Below are 23,841 nucleotides of genomic sequence, written 5' to 3'. Positions count from 1 at the left end.
GGGCTGCTATGGAGGCGCCTCCATTTTCGGGGCTCTTCATGTTCAGCAGATTCGCGATTCCTTCAGTCATCCTGGCTGCGCTGCTTGGCGCGATGGTCGCCCATGCGCAGAGCATTGATGCAAGCGGGACCTGGCTCACCCAGGCGGGCGATGCGCGCGTCAGAATCAGCAAATGCGGCAGCGGCATCTGCGGCCATATCGTCTGGCTGCGCGAGCCCATGGACACCGCGACCGGCCAGCCCGCCACCGACAGCAAGAATCCCAATCCCGCGCTCGCGAAGCGCCCGATGATCGGCCTGCCCTTGTTCAACGGCATGCAGCCGTCAGGTCCGGCCAAATGGTCCGGCCAGATCTACAATGCCGACGACGGCAGCACCTATGCGAGCAGCGTCGCGCTCACGGGCGCGGATTCGCTTCGGGTCGAAGGCTGCGTCGGCGCGCTTTGCGGCGGCGAGACCTGGACGCGCGCGGGACGCTAACTCGCCACCAGCATCGCCTTCAGTGCCGTCGCCGCCGAGGCGTAGCCGCCTCTTGCGCCGTCGATGAAATGGACGTGATCGCTGCGCAGCGCCGAGGGCGTGAAGCAGGTCATCATCGCGGCATCCTGCTGGTAGAGACCGTAGCGCACGATGCCGTCGCGCGCCGCAGTCGCGAGACGCTCGCTCAGCGCGCGTTCGAGCTGCGGCGTGCAGTCGAGGATCATGCGCAGGCCGTCGTCATATTTGCGGAAGTCTGAATTCTCGACCACCTGGCGCTTGTAGATTTTTGGCACGAAGCCGCCGACCTTGAGGTCGAAACGCATGATTAGATAGACGAACAGCGTAGAGGCCAGCACTCTGGCGCGGCGCGCAAGCAGCGGACCACCGCGCTTGGTGCGGGCCTCGTAATCCAGCCCCTGTGGCGGCCATTTCAGCGGCGGTCCTTGTGGTGGCACGGGACGGCCGCCATCTGGACTGCTATCGACGAGGTGGATGACGTCTTCGATCACCTGGCGGAAGGCGTGTGGGTCGGCGCCGCGCGCCGGCATTACCAGCACCGAGAGGATGAGACCGCGCGCGGACGGCATCACCTCGAAGCGGCAGGACAGGCCGGAGAGATCGGGTTGCGTGCCCGCAGGTGCCTCATTGACCGCGAACTCGCCGCGCTTCATCGCGGCGTCGGCCCATGCGAGCCCGCCGCCGGAGAACATCGCATAGGACAAATTCGCCGACGGACCGAACCGCGCGATGCGCACGTCGAGGCCTTGCGCGCGGATGGCGCTGACCGGCACCAGTGCGACGCGCATCTTCAGATCGAGGTCTTCCCGCACCCAGCTCGCGGTCGCCGCCAAGGCATCGCGTGCGGCTTCGAGATCGGACGGCGCGACCGCAAAGCTCGCGCCGTCGCCGCCGAATACGAAGGGGAATTCGCGGCCCTCAAGTGCATTGGTCACGGCCGCGATCACGGCGGCTCCGGCCATGTTGACCGCCTTGTAGCGCTGCCCGGCAATTGCCTTGGTGGAGTCCACGATGTCGGCGACGCCGATGCTCCAGTCATCCGGGAGCGGCGCATAGAGCGCGGGGTCCATCAGGCTGGTAAAGCCGCGGAAGACGGGAATGCCGCCATAGAAGGAGTCGCTTGATGTCATCGGGTGATGCCGGATGTTAGGACGCGTCCGAGAAGGTACGAGGCTGGATCGATCCGGGTTCGCCCGGCCACGTCCCTTGTTCCGATCATTGGCTGAAATGATCCGGACAACAAGACCGCGCACGAGCGCAGTATCTGCCGCCTCGCCGAAGGCCGCCTGGATTTTTCCCACGAATGGATTGATTTGTCGAAACACTCGCCGCGAGTGCTGGGACCGGCTAGTGCAGCTTCTCGTCCTCACGCTTGCGCAATGCTTCGAGAGACGCGTCGTGGCAGCCGACAAGCCGCACGAATTGCTGCGGATACATTTCATGGCCGTGGCCGCCGGAATTCTGCTGCGCCATCGGCGGGCAATGGATGTCGTCCTGCTTCGCGCCCGGCTGCTCGGCTCGGCCGTGATTCGAAGCGGTCATGTCTTGCGTGGTCATGGACGGCTCCCTGTCGATTAGGACAGATCGATTGACGTAACCCAATCGATTGCGCGGCATCTTACGACCATTTCCGGCTGAATGTCATTGCGCCGGATCAATGCAATCGGGGCAGCGCGGTTCCTTCTACGCCGTGTTGCCCGCGTCGATCGTGAAAACGGCGCCCGTTACGTTGCGGCCGCCCTCGCCGAGCAGATATTCCACCATGCGCGCGACGTCGTCCGTCTCGGGCAGGCGACGCAGCGCGCTGCGGCCGGCAATGCGCTTGCGGCCTTCGTCGGAGAGATTGTGCGTGAGCTCGGTGTCGATGAAGCCCGGTGCGATCGCATTCACGGTGATGCCGAGCTTGCCGACCTCGCGCGCGAGCGAGCGGGTGAAGCCGGTGGCCGCGGCCTTGGTCGCGCCATAGACCGACAGGCCATTGTAGCCCGTGGTCGCGATGATAGAGGAGATGTTGACGATGCGACCGGCGCCGTCCGCCATCATCTGCCGTGCGACATATTTGGTGAGGATGATCGGCGACAGCACATTGAGTTGCACCAGCGCCTCGATCTCCGAATTGCGCATGGTGGCGAGCAGCCCTTCGGAGCCGAGGCCGGCATTGTTGACGAGGCCGTAGATCGGGCCGAACTCGTCGCGCACCAGTTTTGCGAAGGCGGGGATTGCGTCGATCACCGCAAGATCGCAGGCACGGAAATGCAGGCGGCCCTCGGACGTCGCGATCGCGGCTTTGAGCTCGTCGCTCTCGCGCCGCGCCGCCGCGATCACGTTGAAGCCGGCGCCAGCGAGACGCCTGCCGATCGCAAGGCCAATACCGCGGCTGCCGCCGGTGACGAGGACATTATGCATCGGTGCGCGCCAGTTTGCCGGCCGGGGTGACGTCAAGCGTCTCAACGAAGCGGATCACCGCGGGCACCTTGTGGGACGCCAGCTGGGCGCGGCATTGATCGAGGATCTGGTCGCGGATTTCCTTCACGCGCGCCTGTTCGGTGCCCTCAGTGAGGATCACGTCGGCGACGACGATGCCGCCTGTGATCGGGCTCTTGCGCGATTTGGCCCGCGACATCCGCACGCCGGGGTGGCGGTTGATCACCGCCTCGATTTCCTCGGGGTGGACCTTCAAACCACCGATATTGATGATGCCGCCGCGGCGGCCGACGAAATAATAGCGGTCGCCGCGGAGCTCGACGATGTCGCCGCTGTCGACGAACCCGTCGGCGTCGGTGAGCGCGGCGGCGTTGGGGCCGACATAGGCATGCGCCGTACGTGTCGAGCGGATGCGCAGCGAGCCATCGACGACCTTCATCTCGACGCCATTGCGGTTGCCGAGATAGTCGGCCGGAAAGCCTTCGAGCCCGTCGTTGACGGCGAAGCCGACGCCGGCCTCGGTCGAGGCATAGGCATGGCCGACCGAGGCGTTCGGGAACGCCGCCTTGAGGCCGTCGAGCACGGCCTGGTCGGCGATCTCGCCGGAGAGGCGGACATAACGGGGGGCGAACTGTGCGGCTGCGCCGCTCATCAGCAGCTTGCGCCAATGCGACGGTGTGCCTGAGATATGCGAGACGCCGCGCGCGTTCAGCCGCGCGACGTGATCGGCGAGCGCCTCACGCGGGTCCGAAAGCACCATGGAGCCGCCGGAGAGGATGGCGCGGAGGAATATCTGGAGGCCGCCATAACGGCGAATGTCATAGAACGTCGCCCACACCGGCGGAGGGCCTTTCGCGGGACCCTCGGCGACGATGGCGCCGGTGAGTGCTTCCAGCGTATGGCCGACGATCTTCGGCACGCCCGAGGTGCCCGAGGTCAGCATCAGCCATTCGGTGGCGCGCTCGGTCCTGGCCGGCGTGGCGGCTTGAAGCGGCAATTGGGCGGTGACGACGAGCGACACGCCGGCATCAGTCCAGCGGCCGGGCTCGTCGGTGACGACCGCATCGATGCCGGCGTCAGCGATCAGCGCATCGAGATGCGCCGGGTTGAGATCGGGCGGGCACAGCAGCATGCGACGGGCGATGCCATCGAGCTCGACCATGGCGAGGCCCGAGCGGAGCTGATCGGACAGCTTGAGCAGCACGGCACGGCCGGACAATTCGGGCAGGCGGCCGCCCAGGACCGTCTGCGACAGGATATCGGTCAGCGACACGACGTGGTGCGCATCCGACAGCGTGCGGCCGGTCAGCTCCGCGCCGAGATGGTCGCGGAGCGCAAAAATCTCACGCGGGGACATTTTCGTAGGCCCGCACAAAATCGCCCACAGTCGCGGGGAACGCTGCGTCCTCTGAAATGGTGAAGGGGTCGACGCCGGTCTCGTCCTCGAGGCGCGCCACCAGAATGGCAAAGGCGAGCGAGTCGAAGCCCGTCTCGTGCAGGGACAGGTCGTCCGAGAGGGCGGGAAGCGTCACGTGCTGCTCTTTGGCGATCTGCTGGATCGCTTCGATGACCTTGGACCGTACCGACATGGCTGGCTCGCTCTTGTTTTTGATCCCAGAGTTACGGCGGCGCTTGATGACCGCCTCCCCATGGCCAACTGTTTACCCGACAGAAGTAAATGGCCTCTTGGACAATTCAGATAAAATTGGACACATCTTTCGAATTTCCGCGGCGCTAGAGCCGGATCGTGCCGTCGACAATTTTGGTAAACGTCCCTGAATGGAGCGCGACATAGGCACCGGATGTCGGGTCGAGCATGAACAGCGGATCGCTTATCGCGCCCGGATCAAATCCCTCCCGCGCCAGCTCACCCTTTTTCTGCTTGAAGGTCTCGGTCGCATCGAGCTCGCGCGAGATGCGGATGAAGACGGGACGGGCATAGGCCGGCAGGCGCTGCGCAAGATGCGCAGGGAATGCAGCGATATCGAAGCCCTCATTCACGACGATCGCGCTCATGCCGGCGCGCCCGTCGGTGCCGGGAATGCTGACGCCATAGGTGGTGGCGTCTACGACGCCGGAAAAATCGCGCACGGCATCATTCACCTCGGAGGTCGCGACATTCTCGCCCTTCCAGCGGAAAGTGTCGCCGATGCGATCGACGAAATGGAAAAAACCCTTGTCGTCGAGCCGCATCAGATCGCCGGTGCGGAACCAGGCATCGCCCTTGGCGAAGACATCCCGCAGGATCTTCTTCTCGGTCTCGCCGGCGTCGGTATAGCCCTCGAAGCGTCCACCGCCGTCATCCGCCGTGCCGATCCGGCCGATGGCTTCGCCGGCCTCGCCGCGGGCGCAGGCGATGCAGATGCCATCTTCATTGCGCAGCGGCGCGCCGCTGTCGGGATCGAGCCTGACAAGGCTGGCGGGGAAACGATGCCCGAGCAGCGGCGGGATGCGGCCGATCGCGCCCGGCTGGCCCTCGACGTTGAACAGCGAAAAATTGCCCTCGGTGGCCGCATAGAATTCGAGGATGCGCGGAATGGCAAATCGCCCCTGGAAATCCTCCCAGATGTCGCCGCGCAGGCCGTTGCCGCAGATGAGCCGCAGCCGATGGCGGTTCTCGTATTCCGACGGCGGCGCCTTCAGCAGATAGCGGCAGAGCTCGCCGATATACTGCAACAGCGTGCAGTCGTGCCGCACGATGTCGGGCCAGAAATTAGAGGCCGAGAATTTCTCCGCGATCACCACCGAGCCGCCGGCGGCCAGCACGCTGCACGGCGCGACGATGCCGCCGACCGAATGGAACAGCGGCAGGCAGTCATAGAGCCGGTCCTGCGGCGTGGCACTGGTGAGGCCGGCGAACCAGAAACCCCAGTTGAGGATGCGGCGATGGCTGATGCTGGCCGCCTTCGGCAGCCCAGTCGTGCCCGAGGTGTAGATCAGCAGCGCGCGGTCGTCGATGGTGACGTCGCCATGCTCGTCCGGCGACAGCGGCGCATCGTCAAGCACTGCAAGCGCGACCTCGATCGCGCGCTCGCTGCCGGCATCGCCAAGGGTCCAGACTTTTGCGCGGGTCTTCGAATGCGGTGTTGCGCCCTCCAGCATCTCTACCAACGCATGCGCGACGACGATGTGTGAAGGCTTTGCGACGTCGATGCAATGCGCGAGCGACTGTCCGACCAGCCTGGTGTTGATCAGCGCCACCACGCCGCCGATCCGGCTGATGCCGAGCCAGGCCGCGACATAGTCGACGCCGTTCGGCATGATCAGGGCGACGGTGTCGCCCTTGGCGATGCCCACCGAGCGCGCCCAGCGCGCGTAGCGGTTGATCCGTCTCGACAGACTATCGTAGTCGAGCGTCGTCTCGTCTGCGACCAGTGCGACGCGGTCGGGCTGGCGCTGCGCCCAATCGTCGATGACATCTGCGAACAGACGGCCCGGCAAGGTCTCGATCCGCGCCGTGAGCTCGATGGCCTTCAGCCAGATCTTTGAAGCCGAAGGCGCACGCGCGGCTTTTGGTTGCTCGATAATGCCGGTCGTCATGCCGTTCATTCTTTCGGAACGTATCTGCTGGTTCCGGCAGCTTAGCCCGCGCCCCCTGCCCAGGTGTTAAGAGACAGGGTAAAAGCCGGTTAGTGCGTGATTAACGCCAGTCATCCTTTACCAAGCCGACGGGATCGGCGTGCGGTCTGGCGCGATCCCGCTGCACCGGCAATGCGGGCGAGTTCGGCACCATGCTGAGCGCGGCGACCGACCGCTGGCGCAAGGTGGTCGAACTGTCGGGGATCGGGAAGGAGTAGCGGCAGGTCGCTAGCCACCTCGCCTGTGGCGCAGGCGCGGCGGCGGCACGTTGACCGGATAATACGGATTGAGATCGCAGGTCGCGGGTCGGCCGGAGGCTGTGGCGCGGCACTGCGCCAGCGAGATGAAGGAGCAATCGTACCATTCCCCACCGCCGCCATTCGCGCCGGAATAGACGTGCATGCAGACGGGATAGCGCGGATCGAACGTCTGCGCCTGCGATGGCGCGGCCGCCAGCAATGCGCTGACAGTCATGATCAAGCCAAATGAGAATCGCATGAGTGCTCCTGCACGCCCATCCTGGATCGCTAGTGCACCTTCTTGTGACGCCGGCGCGGCGGCGGCGGTTCATCGAAGGCGTAATAGGGATTGAGGTCGCAACTTGCGGAGCGGCCCGACGCCGTGGCGCGGCACTGCGGCAGCGAGGTGAAGGAGCAGTCGAAATAGTCGCCGCCGCCGCCACCGAAGCCGCCGGGCGTATAGACATGCATGCACACCGGATAGCGCGGATCGTAGGTTTGCGCGCCGGCATCCGCCGCAGCAAACAGCGAGGCAATCGCGGTCAGGGTCAAAATCGGCAGGCGCATCGGACAATTCCTCGAATCGGTAGCAACGGCACTCGTTATGTCATTTCGATATGGCACAACGGCGCGCAAGAAGCGATTGTTCCTGTTCATACCTCCCCCGCTTGTGACACGCGGTGAAATGGATGGGACACAGCGCCGCAACAGCGTGAAAACGGAAACGCGCGACGTTTTCGCGCCTGCAACGAACGCATAACTCGCTGCGGCTCCTCTCCGACAAAGGTCGCAAGCATCCGGCGCTGGAATCCGTTCGCACGCGAGAGCGAACAGATTAGTCTTCCGATCACAATGCTGGCCCTGGACCAACGACGTTCCAGGGCGATCAACAAACAAATAGGCTGAAGGAAACGCACATTCGCGCTCGGCGCTCCGGGCGCGGCTCCGCCATGCGCGGGGGGAAGATGCGCTGGCCGATCCGTGGGCTCAGGGCATGCAAGAGAGCTTTTCGTCCCCGTTCATCCGCTATCCGATCGGCACCTCGCTGCTGATGGCCGGCATCCTGTTCGTAGGCCTTGTGGCCTATCCGCTGCTGCCGGTTGCACCGCTGCCCCAGGTCGACTTTCCCACCATCCAGGTGTCCGCGTCGCTGCCGGGCGGCAGCCCCGAGACCATGGCCTCCTCCGTGGCGCAGCCGCTCGAGCGCCAGCTCGCCCAGATCCCCGGCATCACGCAGATGACGTCAACGAGCTCGCTCGGCTCGGCGTCGATCACCATCCAGTTCGATCTCAACCGCCTGATCGATGCCGCCGCCAACGACGTGCAGGCCGCCATCAACGCCGCAAGCGGACAGCTGCCGAAGAACCTGCCCTCGCCGCCGACCTATCGCAAGGTCAACCCGGCGGACTCGCCGATCATGATCCTATCGGCGACCTCCGACACGCTGCCGCTGACCACGGTCAGCGACCGCACCGACGCCCAGCTCGCCCAGCAGATCAGCCAGATCCCGGGCGTCGCCCAGGTGTTCGTCGGCGGCCAGCAAAAGCCCTCGGTGCGCATCCAGGTCGATCCGGCCAAGCTCGTCGCCAAGGGATTGTCGCTGGAGGACGTGCGCAGCCAGATCGCGACCGCCACTGCCGACAGCCCGAAGGGCAACATCGACGGCACCCGACGCTCCTACACCATCTACGCCAACGACCAGTTGCTCGAGGCGGCGCACTGGAAGGACGTCATCGTCGCCTACCGCAACGGCGCGCCGTTGCGGATCCGCGACATCGGCGAGGCGGTCTCCGGCCCGGAAGACATGAAGACCGCGGCCTGGGCCGACGGCAAGCGCGGCGTGTTCCTGGTCATCTTCAAGCAGCCCGGCGCCAACGTCATCGAGACGGTCGACCGCATCAAGGAGAAGCTGCCGCGCCTGATCGCGGCGATCCCGCCCGCGATCAAGATCAAGATCATCAGCGACCGCACCATCACCATCCGCGCCGCGGTCGACGACGTGCAGATCACACTGATGATCACGATTGCGCTGGTGGTGATGGTGATCTTCATTTTCCTGCGCAGCTTCTGGGCCACGATCATCCCGAGCATCACGGTGCCGCTGGCGCTGCTCGGGGCCTGCTCGCTGATGTGGGTGTTCGGTTATTCGCTGGACAATCTCTCGCTGATGGCGCTGACCATCGCGGTCGGGTTCGTGGTCGACGACGCCATCGTGATGCTGGAGAACATCACGCGCTATGTCGAGCGGGGCGAGAGCCCGCTCGCTGCGGCATACAAGGGTGCGGCCGAGATCGGCTTCACCATCGTCTCGATCAGCATCTCGCTGGTCGCGGTGCTGATCCCGCTGCTGCTGATGGGCGGCATCATCGGCCGGCTGTTCCGCGAATTCGCGGTGACGCTGTCGATGGCGATCTTCGTCTCGCTCGTGGTGTCGCTGACCCTGACGCCGATGATGGCCTCGCGCTTCCTGCGCGCCGACCACGAGGCGCGGCGCGGCCGGTTCTATCAGTGGAGCGAGCGGATGTTCGAGCGCCTGCTCGGCGCTTACGAGCGCGGACTGGACCTCGCGCTGCGGCACAGCTTGGTCACGCTGCTCATCTTCTTCGGCACCGTCGCGCTCTCGGCGCTGCTGTTCATCCTGATCCCCAAGGGCTTCTTCCCGCAGCAGGACAACGGCTTCCTCACCGCGGTGTCCGAAATGCCCCAGGACATCTCCTTCGCCGAGATGAAGCGGCGGCAGGAAGAACTCAATGCTATCGTGCAGGCCGACCCTGCCGTCGATTCCATCGCGATGTTCATCGGCGGCGGCGGCACCGCGCTGAATTCGGGACGCATGTATGTCACGCTGAAGCCGATCGGTGACCGCGACGCCAGCGCGCAAGAGATCATCGCACGGCTGCGGCCGAAGCTCGCCAAGGTCGAGGGCGCGCGCCTCTATATGCAGGCCTCGCAGGACGTGCGGCTCGGCGGGCGCGCCACCCGGACCCAGTTCGAGTTCACGCTGCAGGACGCCAATCTCGCGGAGCTGAACGAGTGGGCGCCGAAGATCCTGGCCGGCATGCGAAGCCTACCGCAGCTGCGCGACGTCGCCACCGACCAGCAGACCGAGGGCACGACGCTGCAGCTCAGGATCAATCGCGACACCGCGGCACGCTACGGCATTCAGCCGCAACTGATCGACGACACCCTCTACGATGCCTTCGGCCAGCGCCAAGTCGCGCAATATTTCACCCAGACCAACAGCTATCACGTGGTGCTCGAGATCACGCCGGCACTGCAAGGCCAGCTCGAGACGCTGGAGAAGCTCTACATCAAATCGCCGCTGACCGGGGACCAGGTGCCGCTCTCGGTGATCTGCAACTGGACCAACGTGCCGGTGCGACCGCTCGCGATCGCGCATCAGGGCCAGTTTCCGGCGGTGACGATCAGTTTCAACCTTGCCGAGGACGTGGCGCTGGGACAGGCCACCGATGCGGTGCTGCGCGCGGTCGGCGCGATGGGCGCGCCGCCGACGCTGTCGACGAGTTTTCAGGGCACCGCGCAGGCGTTTCAGCAATCGCTCGGCACGGTGCCGATGCTGATCCTCGCCGCGCTGGTCGTGGTCTACCTCGTGCTGGGCGTGCTCTATGAGAGCTACATCCATCCACTGACCATCCTCTCCACGCTGCCGTCGGCCGGCGTCGGCGCGATCGCGATCCTGATGATCTTCGGTTTCGATTTCAGCCTCATCGCCCTGATCGGGGTCATCCTGCTGATCGGGATCGTCAAAAAGAACGGCATCATGATGGTGGACTTCGCCATCGCCGCCGAGCGCGAGCAGCATTTGACGCCGGAGCAGTCGATCCGCCAGGCCGCGCTGCTGCGCTTCCGCCCGATCATGATGACGACGATGGCCGCACTGCTCGGCGGCGTCCCCTTGATGCTCGGAACCGGCACCGGCGCCGAGATCCGTCAGCCGCTCGGCTATGCCATGGTTGGCGGCCTCTTGGTGAGCCAGGCACTGACGCTGTTCACGACGCCGGTGGTCTATCTCTACCTCGACCGCTTCTCCAACCTGTTGTCACGCTGGATGGAGAAGAAGCCGGAGGCGGAAGAAGAGAGTGACGAGCAGAAGGATGCGGCGGAGTAGTCAGGCCCGCTCCGCCGGCCCCGTCATTGCAATGACAGCGGAGACGAGCAGAGCCGTCAGCCCAATCCCTGCAGCACCAGGCGGTTCAGCCTTGCCGCGAACGCCGCCGGATCCTCCGGCAGTTCGCCGTCCAGAATCTGCGCTTGTTCGAGCAGGAGCAGGCTGAGATCGTCGACCACACCGGAGCCGGCTTGCGCCTTGGTGATCGCCGTCACCAGCGGATGGCGCAGATTGATCTCGAGGATCGGCTTGGTGCGCATGCCGCGGTTCTGTTGCGACAGGATGCGCTCGAGTTCGCGGCTCGGCCCCTGGCTGTCGGCGACGAGGCAGGAGGCGGAGCTGGTCAGGCGGGTCGAAGCCTTGACGTCGCTGACGCGCTCGCCGAGCGCGGCCTTGATCACCGCGATGGTGGCGGCCTCATCCGCTTCCGGCTCGTCCTTCTTCGCCTCGTCCGCCGCGTCGAGCCGCGGAATCAGGTCGAGGTTGAGATCGCCCTGGCTCAGCGACTTCAGCGGCTTGCCGTCGAACTCCGCCGGCATCGAGGTCCAGAAGGCGTCGACGGGATCGGACAGCAGCAGCACCTCGATACCGCGCGCGGTCGCAGCTTCCAGCCGCGGATTGGACTTCAGTCGCTCGATGCTGTCGCCGACGAGGTAATAGATCTCGGTCTGGTTCGGCTTGAAATCGGCGATCACCTGCTTCAGCGACCGCTTCTCGCCCGAGGTCGTGGTGAAGCGCGACAGCGCCAGCAGCTTTTCGCGCCGTTCGAAATCCTCGTAGATGCCTTCCTTCAGCACCGCGCCGAAGGCGTCCCAGATCTTTGCAAAGTTCTCCGGATCCTTGTCGGCAAGGCCTTCCAGCTCGGACACGACCCGGGTCGCGACTGCCTTGCGGATCTGCGTGAGCTGCGGATTGTTCTGAAGCATCTCGCGCGAGATGTTGAGCGGAAGATCCTCGCTGTCGACGACGCCGCGGATGAAGCGCAGATAACCTGGCAGCAGATCGGCATCGTCGGTGATGAAGACGCGGCGGACGTAAAGCTTCACCCGGCCTTTGCGGTTCGGCTCGAACAGATCGAACGGCTTTGCCGATGGCGCGAACAGCAGCACGGCATAGGAGTAGCGGCCCTCGGCGCGGTAGTGCAGCGTCATCGCGGGATCGTCGAAGGCGGACGCGATCTGCTGATAGGCCTTCTTGTAGTCTTCCGCCGTCAGCTCGGATTTCGAGCGCTGCCACAGCGCGCTCGCCGAATTGATCTGGCGCGACTCGCCCTCTTCCGGCACGAGCTCGATGGGGAACAGGATGTTATCGGAATAGGCTCCGACGATACGCTCGATCTCGTAGGTTTCGAGATATTTCTTGGCATCGTCTTTCAGGTGCAGGACGATCTCGGTACCGCGCGCCACACGCGCCGCTTCCGCCTCGCTCGCCCGCGCGATCTCGAAGCCGGAGCCGCCGGAAGACGTCCAGGTCCAGACGTCGCTCTCGCCGGCGCGGCGGCTGATCACGACGATCTTCTCGGCGACCATGAAGGCGGAATAGAAGCCGACGCCGAACTGGCCGATCAGGCCGAGGCCGTCCTTGGCCTCCTTCAGCTTCGACACGAACGCCTTGGTGCCGGAGCGGGCGATGGTGCCGAGATGGTCGATCAGCTCCTGCCGCTCCATGCCGATGCCGTTGTCGGCGATCGTGAGCGTTCCGGCCGTCTTGCTCGGGATGATGCGGATCTTGAGCGCGTCGCCCTCGCCCAGCAGAGCGGGACTTTCGATCGCCTCATAGCGCAGCTTGTCGCAGGCATCCGAGGCGTTGGAGACGAGCTCGCGCAGAAAAATGTCGGTCTCGGAATAGACAGAATGCACCATGAGGTGCAGCAGCTCGGAAACCTCGGCTTGGAAAGGCTGCGTATGCGTGGCCGTATCGGACGTCGTCATGCGTTTACCCGGTCAATCAAAAGTGGAGAAAGCCGGGATATAACGCGATGGGACAGGGGATCAAGTGGACGCACAAAGTCGCCCTCCAGCGGGAAGGCGGCTCTTTGCATGAAGGCGATGCGGATCAGGTCACGCAGCGGCCGGGCTGGAGCAGCTTTGCGACCTCGGTCAGCGCGCTGACCATCGGCTCGCAGGCGATCGCGGGCTTGTGGCGGCCCTGCTTCTGGTCCTTGTCCTTGAGCAGCACCGGCGGCTTGGCGTTGCCGGTCTCGACGACCGCAGGGACCCGTAGCAGCACCGAGGTATCGGCAAGATCGTTCAGCCGCATCGACACGGTGCGGGTCGGAACCGGGGCCGGCTTGATATCGGCGAGCCGATCGGACTTGCCGGAGCGGTTGACGTTGTGGGCGGGCTTGTCGGCGATCGCCTGCCAGCGGTCGGCCAGATCCTGGCCGGGGGCGAGTTGTACGGCGCCAACCTGGACAGCGCCCAACGTCGCGGCAACCGCAACGGCGGCCAAAAATATCTTTTGAATCTGTGACATGGCTAAGTATCCCTCGCCCCATGGCGATCGCGGGAACAACGCGAGGAGAGGATCGGAGTTTCCCAGTCGTTAAGATCACTTAACCGTGTGCGCAAATCACCTCAGGCGGCACAAAAAATTTTGCAACCGACGGGAACGACTCTGGGGCCCGGGAGTCGTCTCAGCAGCCGGCTATTCCCCCCTGCCCCATAAGCCGGTGACGTAGGGCGCGACTGTGGTGATGCCAGTCGCGCCTTACTTTTGTCTGGGGTTCAGTTCGCCTTCGCCGCCAACCACTCCCGTCCCTCGCCATAGAGCTTCTGGACCTCGGGCCCGACCAGCCCCGGCATGTCGCGCTTGACCTTGTAGCCGATCAGCTCTTGCATGTAGGCGAGATGGCGGTAGCCTTCGGGCAGTGCGGCCAGCGCGTTCTGGTCGAGTTGAAGCGTTGCGGCGGGGTCGACCGGATCGATGCGGTCCTTCTCATAGATCGGCTGGCGCCGGACGATGCCCCACTTCCCCTGCCGCTTCTCCAGAAAGTCATAGAAGCGTCCGGTGCAGACGACGTCGCAGAGCACGTCATGCACCAAGGCGCGCTGCGAGATCGTCATCTTGGTCTGCGCGATCGCCCGCTCGCCTGAAAGATCGATGCTGGTGCCGCCGAGGAAATGCAGGATGCGCACGCCCCGGGCAAAACCCTCCTGGCTGACGCGCATGAAGTCCCGCGCCGGCCCCTGAAACCAGGTGGCGGACATCCAGCCCTCATCGTGCCACACCGTCGCAAAGCGCTCCCAATCGCCGGCGTCGCGCCAGACCGCCCAGTTCTCGACGAGGTCGCGGATCGCGAGGCGATCGAGCAGTTGCTGGTCCATGTCCATGGGCACGTCTCCGGCTGGGATCAATGCACGAGGTATGAGCGGCGAATTCGATCGCCGTCAAGCGCGGGGCAGGCGGCCATGAAAAATCCGGCGTACCTTGCGGCACGCCGGATGAATCACTTGGCCGCAGCGCCTTATCAGGCCGCCGGCGCCTTGGGCGTACGGTTGCGCGAGTTGCGCTGGAAGAACAGCGCCTGGCTTGCCACCGCCGACACCATCGCGGGCTGGAACGGCTTCGAGATCAGGAACGCCGGCTCGGGACGCTCGCCGGTGAGGAAGCGCTCCGGGTAGGCGGTGATGAACACCACCGGCACCTCGAAGGTGCGCAGCAGCTCGTTGACGGCATCCAGGCCCGACGAGCCGTCGGCAAGCTGGATGTCGGCGAGGATCAGACCCGGCCGCTTGTTCTTGGCCAGCGCCACCGCATCGGCATGGGTGCGCGCGACGCCGACGACGTTGTGGCCGAGATTTTTCACCAAGCTTTCGAGGTCCATGGCGATGAAAGTCTCGTCCTCGATGATCAGCACGTCGGTGGCGATCTCGGCCGCCATCTCGCGTCCGGCGGCGTCGGCCAGCCGGCGCGTCTCGGCGACGTCGGTGCCGAGGATGTAGCCGACTTCCTCTTCCGAAAATCCCTCGAGCGAGAGCAGCAGGAACGCCTGCCGCGGCAGAGGTGTGATGTTCGACAGCCGCCGCTCCGGCGGCATCGGCAAGGTCGTCACCTCGGAATCGTCGTTGACGGAAACGGAATTCCAGATCTGGGTGAACAGCCGGAACAGACCGGCGCGCGGTCCATGGCTTTCGTCGAGCACCGACGGATCCCCCAGCATGGCTTCCAACATGGCTGCGACGTAGGCGTCACCGGAGGCCTGGCTGCCCGTCAGGGCGCGTGCGTAGCGGCGCAACAACGGCAAGTGTTCAGCGACAAGCTGTGAACGGGACATCCCCACTCCATTCATCTTCGGGCCAACCTTGGGTCCGGCGGTACGCGGGGGGCCCGGGTTCCCCTGCTCGGCTGTTTACGCATCAGGACAATAAAAGTTCCGCAGAGGCGCGGAACTTTTTATCTCACGTCGCATTGTGCCTATCTAGGGAACGGCTCCCGGTTGAGAAAACCTCTCGATTTTACAGTCACTTAACTCGGGGAAACGTGGAACAGGTCATGAAAGATCTCAAATCTCAAGCCAGCAAAAGCACGACCCCCGGCAAAGGAGGGCTCACTCCGGAGATTCAATCCAGGATTGGGCATCAGCTCCGCGCCATGTACGATGACGTCGTGCGGCAAGGAGTTCCCGACCGGTTCGCGGAGCTCATCAAAAAGCTTGATGCGCCGGGAGCGACATCCCAAGTGGGAAATGATGGGGGATCCAACGACAACAATGGGAGGGACTAATGCCTCTCACGGAATCCCTTCGTAACGACATCCTGGCCGCCGTGCCCAGCCTGCGCGCGTTCGCCATCTCGCTCAGCGGCAACGCGGACCGCGCCGACGATTTGGTGCAGGAGACGCTGTTGCGTGCGCTCGCCAACATCGACTCGTTCCAGCCGGGCTCCAATCTGCCGGCGTGGCTGTTCACGATTCTCCGCAACCTGTTCCGCTCCGACTATCGCAAGCGGCGGCGGGAGGTCGAGGATGCCGAGGGCAACTACGCCAAAACGCTGAAGACGCAGCCGTCGCAGAATGCGCATCTCGAGTTCGAGGAGTTCCGCACCGCGCTCGACAAGCTTCCGCAGGACCAGCGCGAAGCGTTGATCCTGGTCGGTGCCTCGGGCTTCTCCTATGAGGACGCAGCTTCGATCTGCGGCTGCGCGGTCGGCACCATCAAGAGCCGCGTCAATCGCGCGCGCTCGAAGCTCGCCGCGCTGCTCTATGTCGACGGCGCCGAGGATTTTGGCCCCGATGAGACCGTGCGGGCCGTGATCGGCGGCAGCGGCGGCTAGCGGCCCGCGTCAATCGGATAGTGACTGCTACGAAGGCGGCCGTTCACGCGGCCGCCTTCGTATGCGTGCGAGCACCTGATCCTCGCTCGATCAGTCCTCGACGAACGTCACCGTGTCCGCCACGCTCGCGCGCGAGGTGCGGTAGCTGTTGACCTTGTGGGCATGGTCGGCATAGCCGAACGAGATGCCGCAGACGACGCGGCGGTCGTCAGCTAAGTTGAAGTGGCGGCGAATTAGGCCGGAATGGCGCGCCAGCGCCGCCTGCGGAATGGTGCCCAGCCCAAGCGCCTGCGCGGCCAGCATGAAGTTCGAGACGTAGGCCCCGCAATCGATCGCACCATAGATGCCGAGCGGCTCGTTGGTGTGGATGATGGCGACGTGCGGGGCGCCGAAGAAATTGTAATTCTCCAGCGCCTGTTTTGCGTAAGCGCTTCTGTCGCCGCGGGCGATACCGAGCGTATTGTAGAGCTGAAAACCGCTCTCGCGGCGGCGCTCGAGATACACCCCGACATATTCACGCGGCGGAGTGAAATCATAGTCGTCGCCGAGACCGCTGGATGCCTCCTTGTAGATCAGCTGGCGGAAGCGCTCCTCGGCCTCGCCGCTGGCGATGATGACCTGCCAGGGCTGGCTGTTGCACCAGGACGCGGTGCGCTGCGCGGTCGTCAGCACATGCTCGATGGTCGCGCGGTCGACCTCCTTGGGGAGGAAGGCGCGGACGGAGTAGCGCTCGTTGAGGAGTTCTTCGAGCACGCCGATGCGATCTTCGTTGGAATGACGGGCGTTGGGCACTTTGGCGTCCATGGCTTTGACTCGCTTTCGTGCCCCGGACGCGACGCAGCACGAATTGATGCGGCGCAGAGCCGGGGCCCATTATGGCCTGTCTATTGCGGCTCCTGGGTTCCCGGCTCCGCGGAGCGGCACTTCGCGCCGCACCGCGTCCGGGACACCGAACCTCTCATCGTCCCTTCGTGGGAATCTTGTTGTACGGCACGTCCTTGTCGACGCGAATGTCGCCCGGCAATCCCAGCACACGCTCGGCGATGATGTTGCGCAAGATCTCGTCGGTGCCGCCGGCGATCCGCATCGAGGGCGAGGACAGCAGCATCTGCTGGAACTGGCCCTGCACCGTCTCCTCGTCACTGCCGGTGAGAACGCCGGCCGCGCCCTGCAGGTCCATCGCGTAGGTCGCGATGTCCTGAAGCATCATGCCCGAGACGAGCTTGCCGATCGAGTTCTCCGGCCCCGGCCGCTCGCCCTTCGACAGCGCCGAAATCGCGCGGTAGCTGGTGTATTTCAGCCCGCTCGACTTCACCGCCCAGCTTGCAAGCTTCGAGCGCACGGCGGGATCGTCGATGGCGAGCCCGTCCTCCAGCATCAAATTCGAGCAGAACTCGAACATTTCAGGCACGCCGGTCGCAAGCCGCGCGCCGATCGACATGCGCTCGTTCATCAGCGTGGTCAGCGACACGCTCCAGCCTTCGCCGACGGCACCGAGCCGCTGGCCGTCCGGGATCACGACGTCGGTGAAATAGACCTCGTTGAACTCCTGCATGCCGTTGGCCTGCTTGATCGGACGGACCTCGACGCCCGGGCTCTTCATGTCCAGGAAGAACATGGTGAGGCCCTTGTGCTTGGGCACGTTCGGATCGGTGCGCGCGATCAGAAGACCATAGTCGGAGTAATGCGCGCCGGAGGTCCAGATCTTCTGGCCGTTGACAACCCAATTGTCGCCCTTCTTCTCCGCGCGGGTACGCAGGCCCGCAACGTCGGAGCCGGCTGATGGCTCGGAGAACAGCTGGCACCAGATCTCCTCGCCCGAAGCGAGCTTCGGCAAATAGCGGCGCTTGGCGTCCTCACTGCCGAAAGCCATCACGGTCGGCCCGCACATGCCCTCGCCGATCTGGAACGGCTGCGTCAGTTTGCCGTAGACGCCCTCTTCCTGCTGCCAGATCACGCGCTCGATCGGCGTCGCGCCGCGACCGCCATACTCCTTCGGCCAATGCAGGCAGGCCCAGCCGCCTTCGGCCTTCTTCTTCTGCCAGGCCTTGCCGACGTCGACGATGTCGTGATTGGCAAGGCGGATGCGACCGAGCGAGGATTTTGACAGCTCGGCATGGAGCTCCTTCGGCGCATTGGCCTCGATCCATTTGCGCGCAGTCTCGCGGAATGCGGCTTCCTGCGGGGTATCGTCGAAATTCATTTTCGAACTCTCCTCTCTCGTGCCCCGGACGCTGCGCAGCGCGTAGCGGTGCGCTGCAGAGCCCGGGCCTATTTGCGTGGTCCCGGCTCTGCGAAGCAGCGCTACGCGCTGCATCGCGTCCGGGACACGATCAGCCTCTTCCCTTGGTCGGGATCTTGTTGAACGGCACGTCCTTGTCGACACGGATATCGCCGGGCAGGCGCAGCACCCGCTCGGCGATGATGTTGCGCATGATCTCGTCGGTGCCGCCTTCGACGCGGGTGCCTGGCGCACGCAGCAGCATGGCCTGGAAACGGCCTGCGAGTTCGGCATCCTCGCCGCCGATCACTCCGCCCGCGCCTTGGAGATCCAGCGCATAGGTCGCAACGTCCTGGATCATCGAGCCGGCCACCAGCTTGCCGATGGAATTCTCAGGACCCGGACGCTCGCCCCTCGACAGCGCGGAGATCGCGCGCATGCTGGTGTATTTCAGCCCGCTCGCCTTCACCGCCCAATTGGCGAGCTTCGAGCGCACCGCACGATCTTCGATCGCCGGGCCGTCGTCGAGCATCAGGTTGGAGCAATATTCGAACAGTTCGGGAAAGCCGGTTGAGACGGCCGCGCCTATGGCGCTGCGCTCGTTCATCAACGTGGTCAGCGAGACGTTCCAGCCGTCACCGACCTCTCCGAGGCGCTGATGGTCGGGGATGCGGACATCAGTGAAATAGACCTCGTTGAAGTCGGAGGCCCCGCTTGCCTGCTTGATCGGCCGCACCTCGACGCCAGGGCTCTTCATGTCCAGGAAGAACATGGTGAGCCCCTTGTGCTTGGGCACATCAGGATCAGTCCGGGTGAGTAGAATGCCGTAGTCCGAGTAATGCGCGCCCGAGGTCCAGATCTTCTGGCCGTTGATAATCCAGTCGTCGCCGTCCTTCTCCGCGCGGGTGCGAAGGCCCGCGACGTCGGAGCCGCCGGCCGGCTCGGAGAACAGCTGGCACCAGACCTTTTCGCCGGAGGCGAGCGGCGGCAGGTATTTGCGCTTATGCTCCTCGCGCGCGAACGCCATCATGGTCGGTCCGCACATGCCATGGCCGATGATGAACATGCGCGACAACTGGCCGAACGGCCCCTCTTCCTGCTGCCAGATCACGCGCTCGATCGGCGAGGCGCCGCGCCCGCCATACTCTTTTGGCCAGTGGAGGCAGGCCCAGCCGGCATCGGCCTTCTTTTTCTGCCAGGCCTTTGCCACACCGAGGATGTCAGCGTTCTTGAGTTGGGTCCGGCCGAGCGAGGATTTGCGCAGCTCATCCTCGTATTGCTTGGGTGCGTTGGCGCCGATCCAGGCGCGAGCTTGGCTACGGAATTCGGCTTCCTGCGGGGTGTCGTCGAAGTTCATGGTCTCATCTCTCGGTTCGTTCCCCGGACGCTGCGCAGCACGAAGTGATGCGCTGCAGATCCGGGGTCCATTGCGGCCTGGGGTCCCGGCTCTGCGAAGCGGCACCGCGTGCCGCATCGCGTCCGGGACGCGAGCGGCGGATTACGCCGCGTTCTTCTTCCGCATCCGGTCGATCAGCTGATCTTCCCAATAGGACAGGCTGCCGAGACCGAGCGCCATCGCGTTGGCGCGGCGATAGTACATGTGGCAGTCGAACTCCCAGGTAAAACCCATGCCGCCGTGAACCTGGATATTGTTCTTGGCGCAGTGCTGGAACGCCTGCGTCGCGCTGATGCGCGCAGCGGCAGCCGCTTCCGGCAATTCGGCCGCGTTGGTCGAAAGCGCCCAGGCGCCGTAATAGCTGTTGGAGCGCGCGAGCGTCGCCGACACGTACATGTCGGCCAGCATGTGCTTCACTGCCTGGAACGAGCCGATCTGACGGCCGAAGGCGATACGGTCGAGCGCGTAGTCGCGGCCCATCTCCAGCGCGCGGTCGGCGCCGCCCACCTGCTCGAAGGCGCAGAGCACGGCGGCGCGATCCAGCACTTGAGTCAAAATGCTCCAGCCTTCGCCGGCGGGGCCGAGCGGCTCGGCCTTGCAATCCCTGAACGTGACCTCGGCCTGCCCGCGGGTCGGATCGAGATTGGTGAGGCTTTTCACCTCGACGCCGCCGGCCTTGAGATCGGCCAGGAACAGCGAGATATCGCTATCGCGCCCACTCGATCCCGTGCGCGCGGCAACCACAGCGAAGTCGGCGATGGCCCCGTCGGCGACCGGCTTCTTGACACCATTGAGCACGCCGCTCGCAGCCGTCAGCTTCACGTTCTTCGGCGCCGGATTGCCCTTGCCCTCGAACAGCGCCAACGTGCCGATCGCCTCGCCTGCGGCAATGGCCGGCAACCACTTCTTCTTTTGTGCCTCGCTGCCGGCGATCAGCAAAGCCTCGGCGGCGAGATACACCGTCGAGGAAAACGGCACCGGCGCATTGGCCCGGCCCATCTCTTCCGCGATCACGCAGAGCTCGAGATGGCCGGCCCCGGCGCCGCCAAACTCTTCCGGGATCGCAACGCCGAGAAAGCCCATCTCGGCGAGACCCTTCCACAGTTCCTTGTCGTACGGCGTCTTGCCATCGAGCACGATTCGCACCGCCTTCGGCGAGCATTTTTCAGCGAGGAATTTGCGCGCCTGATCGCGGAGCTGCTTCTGGTCGTCGGAGAAATCGAAGTTCATGGCGCGTACCTGTGTTGATGATGTTGATTACTTGAGAATGATGACGTCCTGATCCGGCTCGTCGGCATACAGCCGCTCCACCAGCGCCCCACGGCGTTCCAGGCCGGCGCGCTGGTTGATGTAGCCCTTGTCGGTGAGCTCGTTGCCGTCGATCGAGGGCGGCTCGGCCATCAGCATTGCGCGCGAAATGACGCGGCTGCTGGCGCCTCCGCATTCCTTGTTGTGGGCCTCTAACCCACGCTTGAAGCAGGCGATCACCTCAGGATGCCTCACCGCCTCCTCGAAGCTGAGATCGGCACTGCCGACGAGCTGCCGGCAGGCGTGCAAATTGGGCCACGCAAGCAGGCCGATGAAGGCGCGGTCCTGCCCTGCGACCAACGCATCATGCACGACAGGCGTCGCAGCCGCGATCGCATCGGTGCGGAGCGACCCGACATGCACAAAGGTGCCGGTGGTGAGCTTGAAGTCCTCGACGACACGACCGGCAAAGATGATGCCCTGCGCCGGATCGGCATCGTCGACGAAGACGCCGGCGTCGCCGATACAGTAAAAACCCTCCTCGTCGAACATCTTCCTGGTCAGATCAGGCTGACCGAAATAGCCGGGCGTGACGTTGACGCCGCGCAGGCGCAGCTCATATTTCGAGCCGCACGGCACCATCTTCAGTTCGACGCCGGGGAACGGCAGGCCGATCAGGCCGACGCGCTCGGTGTCCCAATAGGTGCCGGTCGAGGTCGGCGCGGTCTCGGTCGAGCCCCAGCCGGTATAGAACACGATGCGCTCGCCGGTGGTCTTCACGGCGAGAGCCTGCATGCGATCATAGAGATCATCCGGCAGCCGCGCACCGCCATAGGCCATGATCGACAGGTTCCTGAAGAACGAGCGGCACAGCGCGTCGTCCTTCTCCATCGCCGCTGCGAGCGCGGCGTAGCCGGCCGGCACATTGGCGTAATAAGTCGGCGAGATCTCGCGCAGGTTTCTGATGGTCTCCTCGAGCTGGCCCGGCATCGGCCGGCCGTCGTCGATGTAGAGCGTGCCGCCGTCGACCAGAACGGGATGGAACGCGGCATTGCCGCCCATGGTGTGATTCCACGGCATCCAGTCGAGCACGACGGGCAGCGGTCCGCCCGGGACACGCGGCCGCACCTGCATCATCATCGCCGCATTGGCGCACATCATGCGTTGCGTGTTGATGACGGCCTTAGGCATGCCGGTGGAGCCCGAGGTGAACAGCAGCTTGCCGACGGTGTCGGGCGTGATCTTCGCGATCGATGCATCGACATCAGCTGTCACCGGCGTTGCCGCGAGCTCGGCAAAGCTGACGCTCTTGATGCCCTCGCAAGGCCGCACGACGTGAACGACGGTGACGCCGGTGAGATCGAGCGCTTTCAGCGCCTTCTCGAAGGTCGCGCCGTCCTGCACCATCACCACGGCCGGCTTGATCAGGTCGAACAAATATTTCAGCTTGACGTGATCGTGGCTCATCAGCGAGTAGGCCGGCGACACCGGCGCTGCCGGAACGCGTGCCTGCATCGCCGCCTGCGTCATCAACGCGTGCTCGATCGAATTGCCGGAAAGGATGGCGACCGGCCGTCCGTCCAGCTTGAGATCGAGCAGCGCCTGCGTCAGTGCATCGACAATGCGCTTGGCTTCACCGTAGGAGACCTTGCGCCATTCGCGGTTCGGGCCGCCGCGCTGCGCGAGCCAGATGCGCTCGGGCGCTTCCCTGGCCCATTTCGCCAGCGAAGCCGGGATGTGCGTCTCGTAAGCCTGCAGCGGAATGCGCGACTTCAACACGACCGTGCCGTCAGCGCGCCGCGCGACATCGATGTCCCGTGCGAGCCATTCGACCTTGCGAAAGGCGGGCTTTGACATCACCGCCACCGCGCTTCCACTCATTTTGCGTCTCCCGGAATTATTGTCCTTTGCGGATCTTTGTCGTTCAGCGCTTGATATAGACAGGCTTTCGCTTCTCAAGGAAGGCCCTGATGCCTTCCGAAAATTCCTCGGAGCGGCTGCACAGGACCTGGTTGCGATCCTCCATCGCGATCACGGCTTCCAGCGATCCGGCATCGACGCTCATGTTGAGACATTCCTTTGACAGCCGCAGCCCCACGGGCGAGGCCGTCATCATCGCATCGACATAGGGCTCGGCCGCCGCATCGAGCTTGTCTTCATCCACGACCTCGGAGACGAGCCCGACCGCGAACGCGCGCTCGGCGCCGATGAAGTGTCCCGTGAGGATCAGCTCGGAGGCGACGGAGACACCGACCAGCCGCGGCAGAAAGTAGCTGGTGCCGATGTCGCAGCCGCCGAGACCAAGCTTGATGAAGGCGCAGTTCATCCGTGCCGATCTGGTCGCGATGCGAATGTCGGAGGCCAGCGCCAGCGCAAAGCCGCCGCCGGCCGCCGCGCCCTGCACCAGCGAGATGATTGGTTGCGGACAGCGCCGCATCAGCATCACGATGTCGGCGATGCGCCGCTGCGAGTCCAGCGACTCCGTGACGCCGGACGGCTCCTGCTGCCCGGCACGCCGCGCCATCGCGGCCTTGAGGTCGAGGCCTGCGCAGAAATTCTTGCCGGCCCCCCTGAGCACGACGACGCGCGTGTCGCGGTTGCGCTGCAGGCCTTGGAAATAGACGTTGAGCGCATCGATCAGCGCCGGATCGAGCGCGTTGAGACTGTCAGGACGATTGAGCGTCACCCGGTCGACGCCGTCGTCATGCTCGATCAGCAGCGGTTGGGACATGGGGCGTTCCTGCTACAGGTGCCGGTCAGTCACCCTCCCCTCGAGGGGGAGGGTCGGCTCACATTGAGCGCAGCGAAATGTGAGACGGGGTGGGGTGACAGTCT

General features: G+C 64.6%; 22 protein-coding genes. 4 read left to right on the top strand and 18 right to left on the bottom strand.

Annotated elements, in window-relative coordinates:
• The first annotated feature begins 38 nt into the window (after positions 1 to 38).
• Positions 39 to 479 carry a DUF2147 domain-containing protein gene (locus tag JJB99_RS05720; RefSeq protein ID WP_200497807.1) on the top strand — a complete coding sequence of 147 codons (441 nt, stop codon included), beginning with the start codon at positions 39 to 41 and terminating at the stop codon, positions 477 to 479.
• Here JJB99_RS05720 and JJB99_RS05715 read toward each other — a convergent pair.
• The 8 genes from JJB99_RS05715 to JJB99_RS05680 form a co-directional block, all read right to left on the bottom strand.
• Positions 476 to 1,627, bottom strand: coding sequence for a DUF3095 domain-containing protein (locus tag JJB99_RS05715; RefSeq protein ID WP_200497806.1), 1,152 nt, complete (start codon positions 1,625 to 1,627; stop codon positions 476 to 478). The genes JJB99_RS05720 and JJB99_RS05715 overlap by 4 nt on opposite strands.
• Positions 1,628 to 1,844: 217 nt before the next feature.
• Positions 1,845 to 2,054: a hypothetical protein gene (locus JJB99_RS05710; protein ID WP_200497805.1), complete on the bottom strand. Its 210-nt coding sequence runs from the start codon at positions 2,052 to 2,054 to the stop codon at positions 1,845 to 1,847.
• Between the two features lie 126 nt (positions 2,055 to 2,180).
• The gene (locus JJB99_RS05705) at positions 2,181 to 2,903 is read right to left on the bottom strand and encodes an SDR family NAD(P)-dependent oxidoreductase (RefSeq protein WP_200497803.1); all 723 of its coding nucleotides are present in this window, start codon (positions 2,901 to 2,903) and stop codon (positions 2,181 to 2,183) included.
• On the bottom strand, positions 2,896 to 4,278 hold the full coding sequence (locus JJB99_RS05700; RefSeq protein ID WP_200497802.1) for a class I adenylate-forming enzyme family protein: 1,383 nt from the start codon (positions 4,276 to 4,278) through the stop codon (positions 2,896 to 2,898). Before JJB99_RS05700 ends, JJB99_RS05705 begins: the two co-directional genes overlap by 8 nt.
• Positions 4,265 to 4,510: an acyl carrier protein gene (locus JJB99_RS05695; protein ID WP_015688794.1), complete on the bottom strand. Its 246-nt coding sequence runs from the start codon at positions 4,508 to 4,510 to the stop codon at positions 4,265 to 4,267. Before JJB99_RS05695 ends, JJB99_RS05700 begins: the two co-directional genes overlap by 14 nt.
• A gap of 145 nt (positions 4,511 to 4,655) precedes the next feature.
• Positions 4,656 to 6,470, bottom strand: a complete 1,815-nt coding sequence (locus JJB99_RS05690; protein ID WP_200497800.1) for a long-chain-acyl-CoA synthetase — start codon at positions 6,468 to 6,470, stop codon at positions 4,656 to 4,658.
• Between the two features lie 258 nt (positions 6,471 to 6,728).
• A complete protein-coding gene (locus JJB99_RS05685; RefSeq protein ID WP_200497799.1) occupies positions 6,729 to 6,998 on the bottom strand; it encodes a DUF3551 domain-containing protein in 270 nt (89 codons plus the stop codon).
• A gap of 29 nt (positions 6,999 to 7,027) precedes the next feature.
• Positions 7,028 to 7,306 (bottom strand): DUF3551 domain-containing protein, encoded by a 279-nt coding sequence (locus JJB99_RS05680; protein WP_200497797.1) that lies wholly within the window; start codon positions 7,304 to 7,306, stop codon positions 7,028 to 7,030.
• A gap of 427 nt (positions 7,307 to 7,733) precedes the next feature.
• Here JJB99_RS05680 and JJB99_RS05675 point away from each other — a divergent pair, with 427 nt between their 5' ends.
• Positions 7,734 to 10,868, top strand: coding sequence for a multidrug efflux RND transporter permease subunit (locus tag JJB99_RS05675; protein ID WP_200497796.1), 3,135 nt, complete (start codon positions 7,734 to 7,736; stop codon positions 10,866 to 10,868).
• Between the two features lie 56 nt (positions 10,869 to 10,924).
• Here JJB99_RS05675 and htpG read toward each other — a convergent pair whose 3' ends face one another.
• The 4 genes from htpG to JJB99_RS05655 form a co-directional block, all read right to left on the bottom strand.
• Entirely contained in the window at positions 10,925 to 12,799 is a 1,875-nt protein-coding gene (gene htpG, locus JJB99_RS05670; protein WP_200497795.1) for a molecular chaperone HtpG, read from the bottom strand.
• Positions 12,800 to 12,923: 124 nt separating this feature from the next.
• Complete coding sequence (locus tag JJB99_RS05665; protein WP_200497794.1) at positions 12,924 to 13,343, bottom strand: hypothetical protein; 420 nt, start codon at positions 13,341 to 13,343, stop codon at positions 12,924 to 12,926.
• Positions 13,344 to 13,594: 251 nt separating this feature from the next.
• A complete protein-coding gene (locus tag JJB99_RS05660; protein WP_200500058.1) occupies positions 13,595 to 14,194 on the bottom strand; it encodes a nuclear transport factor 2 family protein in 600 nt (199 codons plus the stop codon).
• A 143-nt stretch (positions 14,195 to 14,337) separates the two neighbouring features.
• Positions 14,338 to 15,144 carry a response regulator gene (locus JJB99_RS05655; protein WP_026201627.1) on the bottom strand — a complete coding sequence of 269 codons (807 nt, stop codon included), beginning with the start codon at positions 15,142 to 15,144 and terminating at the stop codon, positions 14,338 to 14,340.
• Positions 15,145 to 15,362: 218 nt separating this feature from the next.
• On the opposite strand from JJB99_RS05655, the gene JJB99_RS05650 reads away from it, so the two are divergent.
• Positions 15,363 to 15,593 carry a NepR family anti-sigma factor gene (locus JJB99_RS05650; protein ID WP_200497792.1) on the top strand — a complete coding sequence of 77 codons (231 nt, stop codon included), beginning with the start codon at positions 15,363 to 15,365 and terminating at the stop codon, positions 15,591 to 15,593.
• Positions 15,593 to 16,141, top strand: coding sequence for a sigma-70 family RNA polymerase sigma factor (locus tag JJB99_RS05645; protein ID WP_200497791.1), 549 nt, complete (start codon positions 15,593 to 15,595; stop codon positions 16,139 to 16,141). Before JJB99_RS05650 ends, JJB99_RS05645 begins: the two co-directional genes overlap by 1 nt.
• Before the next feature lie 90 nt (positions 16,142 to 16,231).
• Here JJB99_RS05645 and JJB99_RS05640 read toward each other — a convergent pair whose 3' ends face one another.
• From JJB99_RS05640 to JJB99_RS05615, 6 genes are all read right to left on the bottom strand, one after another.
• The gene (locus JJB99_RS05640; protein ID WP_200497790.1) at positions 16,232 to 16,945 is read right to left on the bottom strand and encodes a nitroreductase; all 714 of its coding nucleotides are present in this window, start codon (positions 16,943 to 16,945) and stop codon (positions 16,232 to 16,234) included.
• A gap of 154 nt (positions 16,946 to 17,099) precedes the next feature.
• Entirely contained in the window at positions 17,100 to 18,344 is a 1,245-nt protein-coding gene (locus JJB99_RS05635) for an acyl-CoA dehydrogenase (RefSeq protein WP_200497789.1), read from the bottom strand.
• A 130-nt stretch (positions 18,345 to 18,474) separates the two neighbouring features.
• Complete coding sequence (locus tag JJB99_RS05630; protein ID WP_200497788.1) at positions 18,475 to 19,719, bottom strand: acyl-CoA dehydrogenase; 1,245 nt, start codon at positions 19,717 to 19,719, stop codon at positions 18,475 to 18,477.
• Between the two features lie 141 nt (positions 19,720 to 19,860).
• Positions 19,861 to 20,988, bottom strand: a complete 1,128-nt coding sequence (locus JJB99_RS05625) for an acyl-CoA dehydrogenase family protein (protein WP_200497787.1) — start codon at positions 20,986 to 20,988, stop codon at positions 19,861 to 19,863.
• 27 nt (positions 20,989 to 21,015) lie between these two features.
• Positions 21,016 to 22,887 carry an AMP-binding protein gene (locus tag JJB99_RS05620; protein ID WP_200497786.1) on the bottom strand — a complete coding sequence of 624 codons (1,872 nt, stop codon included), beginning with the start codon at positions 22,885 to 22,887 and terminating at the stop codon, positions 21,016 to 21,018.
• Between the two features lie 43 nt (positions 22,888 to 22,930).
• Entirely contained in the window at positions 22,931 to 23,737 is an 807-nt protein-coding gene (locus JJB99_RS05615; RefSeq protein ID WP_200497785.1) for an enoyl-CoA hydratase/isomerase family protein, read from the bottom strand.
• Between the last annotated feature and the right edge of the window lie 104 nt (positions 23,738 to 23,841).

It is taken from the genome of Bradyrhizobium diazoefficiens, from assembly GCF_016616235.1.
GTDB lineage: Bacteria > Pseudomonadota > Alphaproteobacteria > Rhizobiales > Xanthobacteraceae > Bradyrhizobium > Bradyrhizobium diazoefficiens_H.
The sequence above is the reverse complement of the archived record's forward strand: the minus strand, read 5'-3'. Positions and strand labels throughout refer to the sequence as shown.

Bases quoted from the DNA above. Each gene is read 5' to 3' on its own strand.
- JJB99_RS05720 (WP_200497807.1), top strand. From the start codon at position 39: ATGTTCAGCAGATTCGCGATTCCTTCAGTCATCCTGGCTGCGCTGCTT.
- JJB99_RS05715 (WP_200497806.1), bottom strand. From the start codon at position 1,627: ATGACATCAAGCGACTCCTTCTATGGCGGCATTCCCGTCTTCCGCGGC.
- JJB99_RS05710 (WP_200497805.1), bottom strand. From the start codon at position 2,054: ATGACCACGCAAGACATGACCGCTTCGAATCACGGCCGAGCCGAGCAG.
- JJB99_RS05705 (WP_200497803.1), bottom strand. From the start codon at position 2,903: ATGCATAATGTCCTCGTCACCGGCGGCAGCCGCGGTATTGGCCTTGCG.
- JJB99_RS05700 (WP_200497802.1), bottom strand. From the start codon at position 4,278: ATGTCCCCGCGTGAGATTTTTGCGCTCCGCGACCATCTCGGCGCGGAG.
- JJB99_RS05695 (WP_015688794.1), bottom strand. From the start codon at position 4,510: ATGTCGGTACGGTCCAAGGTCATCGAAGCGATCCAGCAGATCGCCAAA.
- JJB99_RS05690 (WP_200497800.1), bottom strand. From the start codon at position 6,470: ATGAACGGCATGACGACCGGCATTATCGAGCAACCAAAAGCCGCGCGT.
- JJB99_RS05685 (WP_200497799.1), bottom strand. From the start codon at position 6,998: ATGCGATTCTCATTTGGCTTGATCATGACTGTCAGCGCATTGCTGGCG.
- JJB99_RS05680 (WP_200497797.1), bottom strand. From the start codon at position 7,306: ATGCGCCTGCCGATTTTGACCCTGACCGCGATTGCCTCGCTGTTTGCT.
- JJB99_RS05675 (WP_200497796.1), top strand. From the start codon at position 7,734: ATGCAAGAGAGCTTTTCGTCCCCGTTCATCCGCTATCCGATCGGCACC.
- htpG (WP_200497795.1), bottom strand. From the start codon at position 12,799: ATGACGACGTCCGATACGGCCACGCATACGCAGCCTTTCCAAGCCGAG.
- JJB99_RS05665 (WP_200497794.1), bottom strand. From the start codon at position 13,343: ATGTCACAGATTCAAAAGATATTTTTGGCCGCCGTTGCGGTTGCCGCG.
- JJB99_RS05660 (WP_200500058.1), bottom strand. From the start codon at position 14,194: ATGGACCAGCAACTGCTCGATCGCCTCGCGATCCGCGACCTCGTCGAG.
- JJB99_RS05655 (WP_026201627.1), bottom strand. From the start codon at position 15,144: ATGTCCCGTTCACAGCTTGTCGCTGAACACTTGCCGTTGTTGCGCCGC.
- JJB99_RS05650 (WP_200497792.1), top strand. From the start codon at position 15,363: ATGAAAGATCTCAAATCTCAAGCCAGCAAAAGCACGACCCCCGGCAAA.
- JJB99_RS05645 (WP_200497791.1), top strand. From the start codon at position 15,593: ATGCCTCTCACGGAATCCCTTCGTAACGACATCCTGGCCGCCGTGCCC.
- JJB99_RS05640 (WP_200497790.1), bottom strand. From the start codon at position 16,945: ATGGACGCCAAAGTGCCCAACGCCCGTCATTCCAACGAAGATCGCATC.
- JJB99_RS05635 (WP_200497789.1), bottom strand. From the start codon at position 18,344: ATGAATTTCGACGATACCCCGCAGGAAGCCGCATTCCGCGAGACTGCG.
- JJB99_RS05630 (WP_200497788.1), bottom strand. From the start codon at position 19,719: ATGAACTTCGACGACACCCCGCAGGAAGCCGAATTCCGTAGCCAAGCT.
- JJB99_RS05625 (WP_200497787.1), bottom strand. From the start codon at position 20,988: ATGAACTTCGATTTCTCCGACGACCAGAAGCAGCTCCGCGATCAGGCG.
- JJB99_RS05620 (WP_200497786.1), bottom strand. From the start codon at position 22,887: ATGAGTGGAAGCGCGGTGGCGGTGATGTCAAAGCCCGCCTTTCGCAAG.
- JJB99_RS05615 (WP_200497785.1), bottom strand. From the start codon at position 23,737: ATGTCCCAACCGCTGCTGATCGAGCATGACGACGGCGTCGACCGGGTG.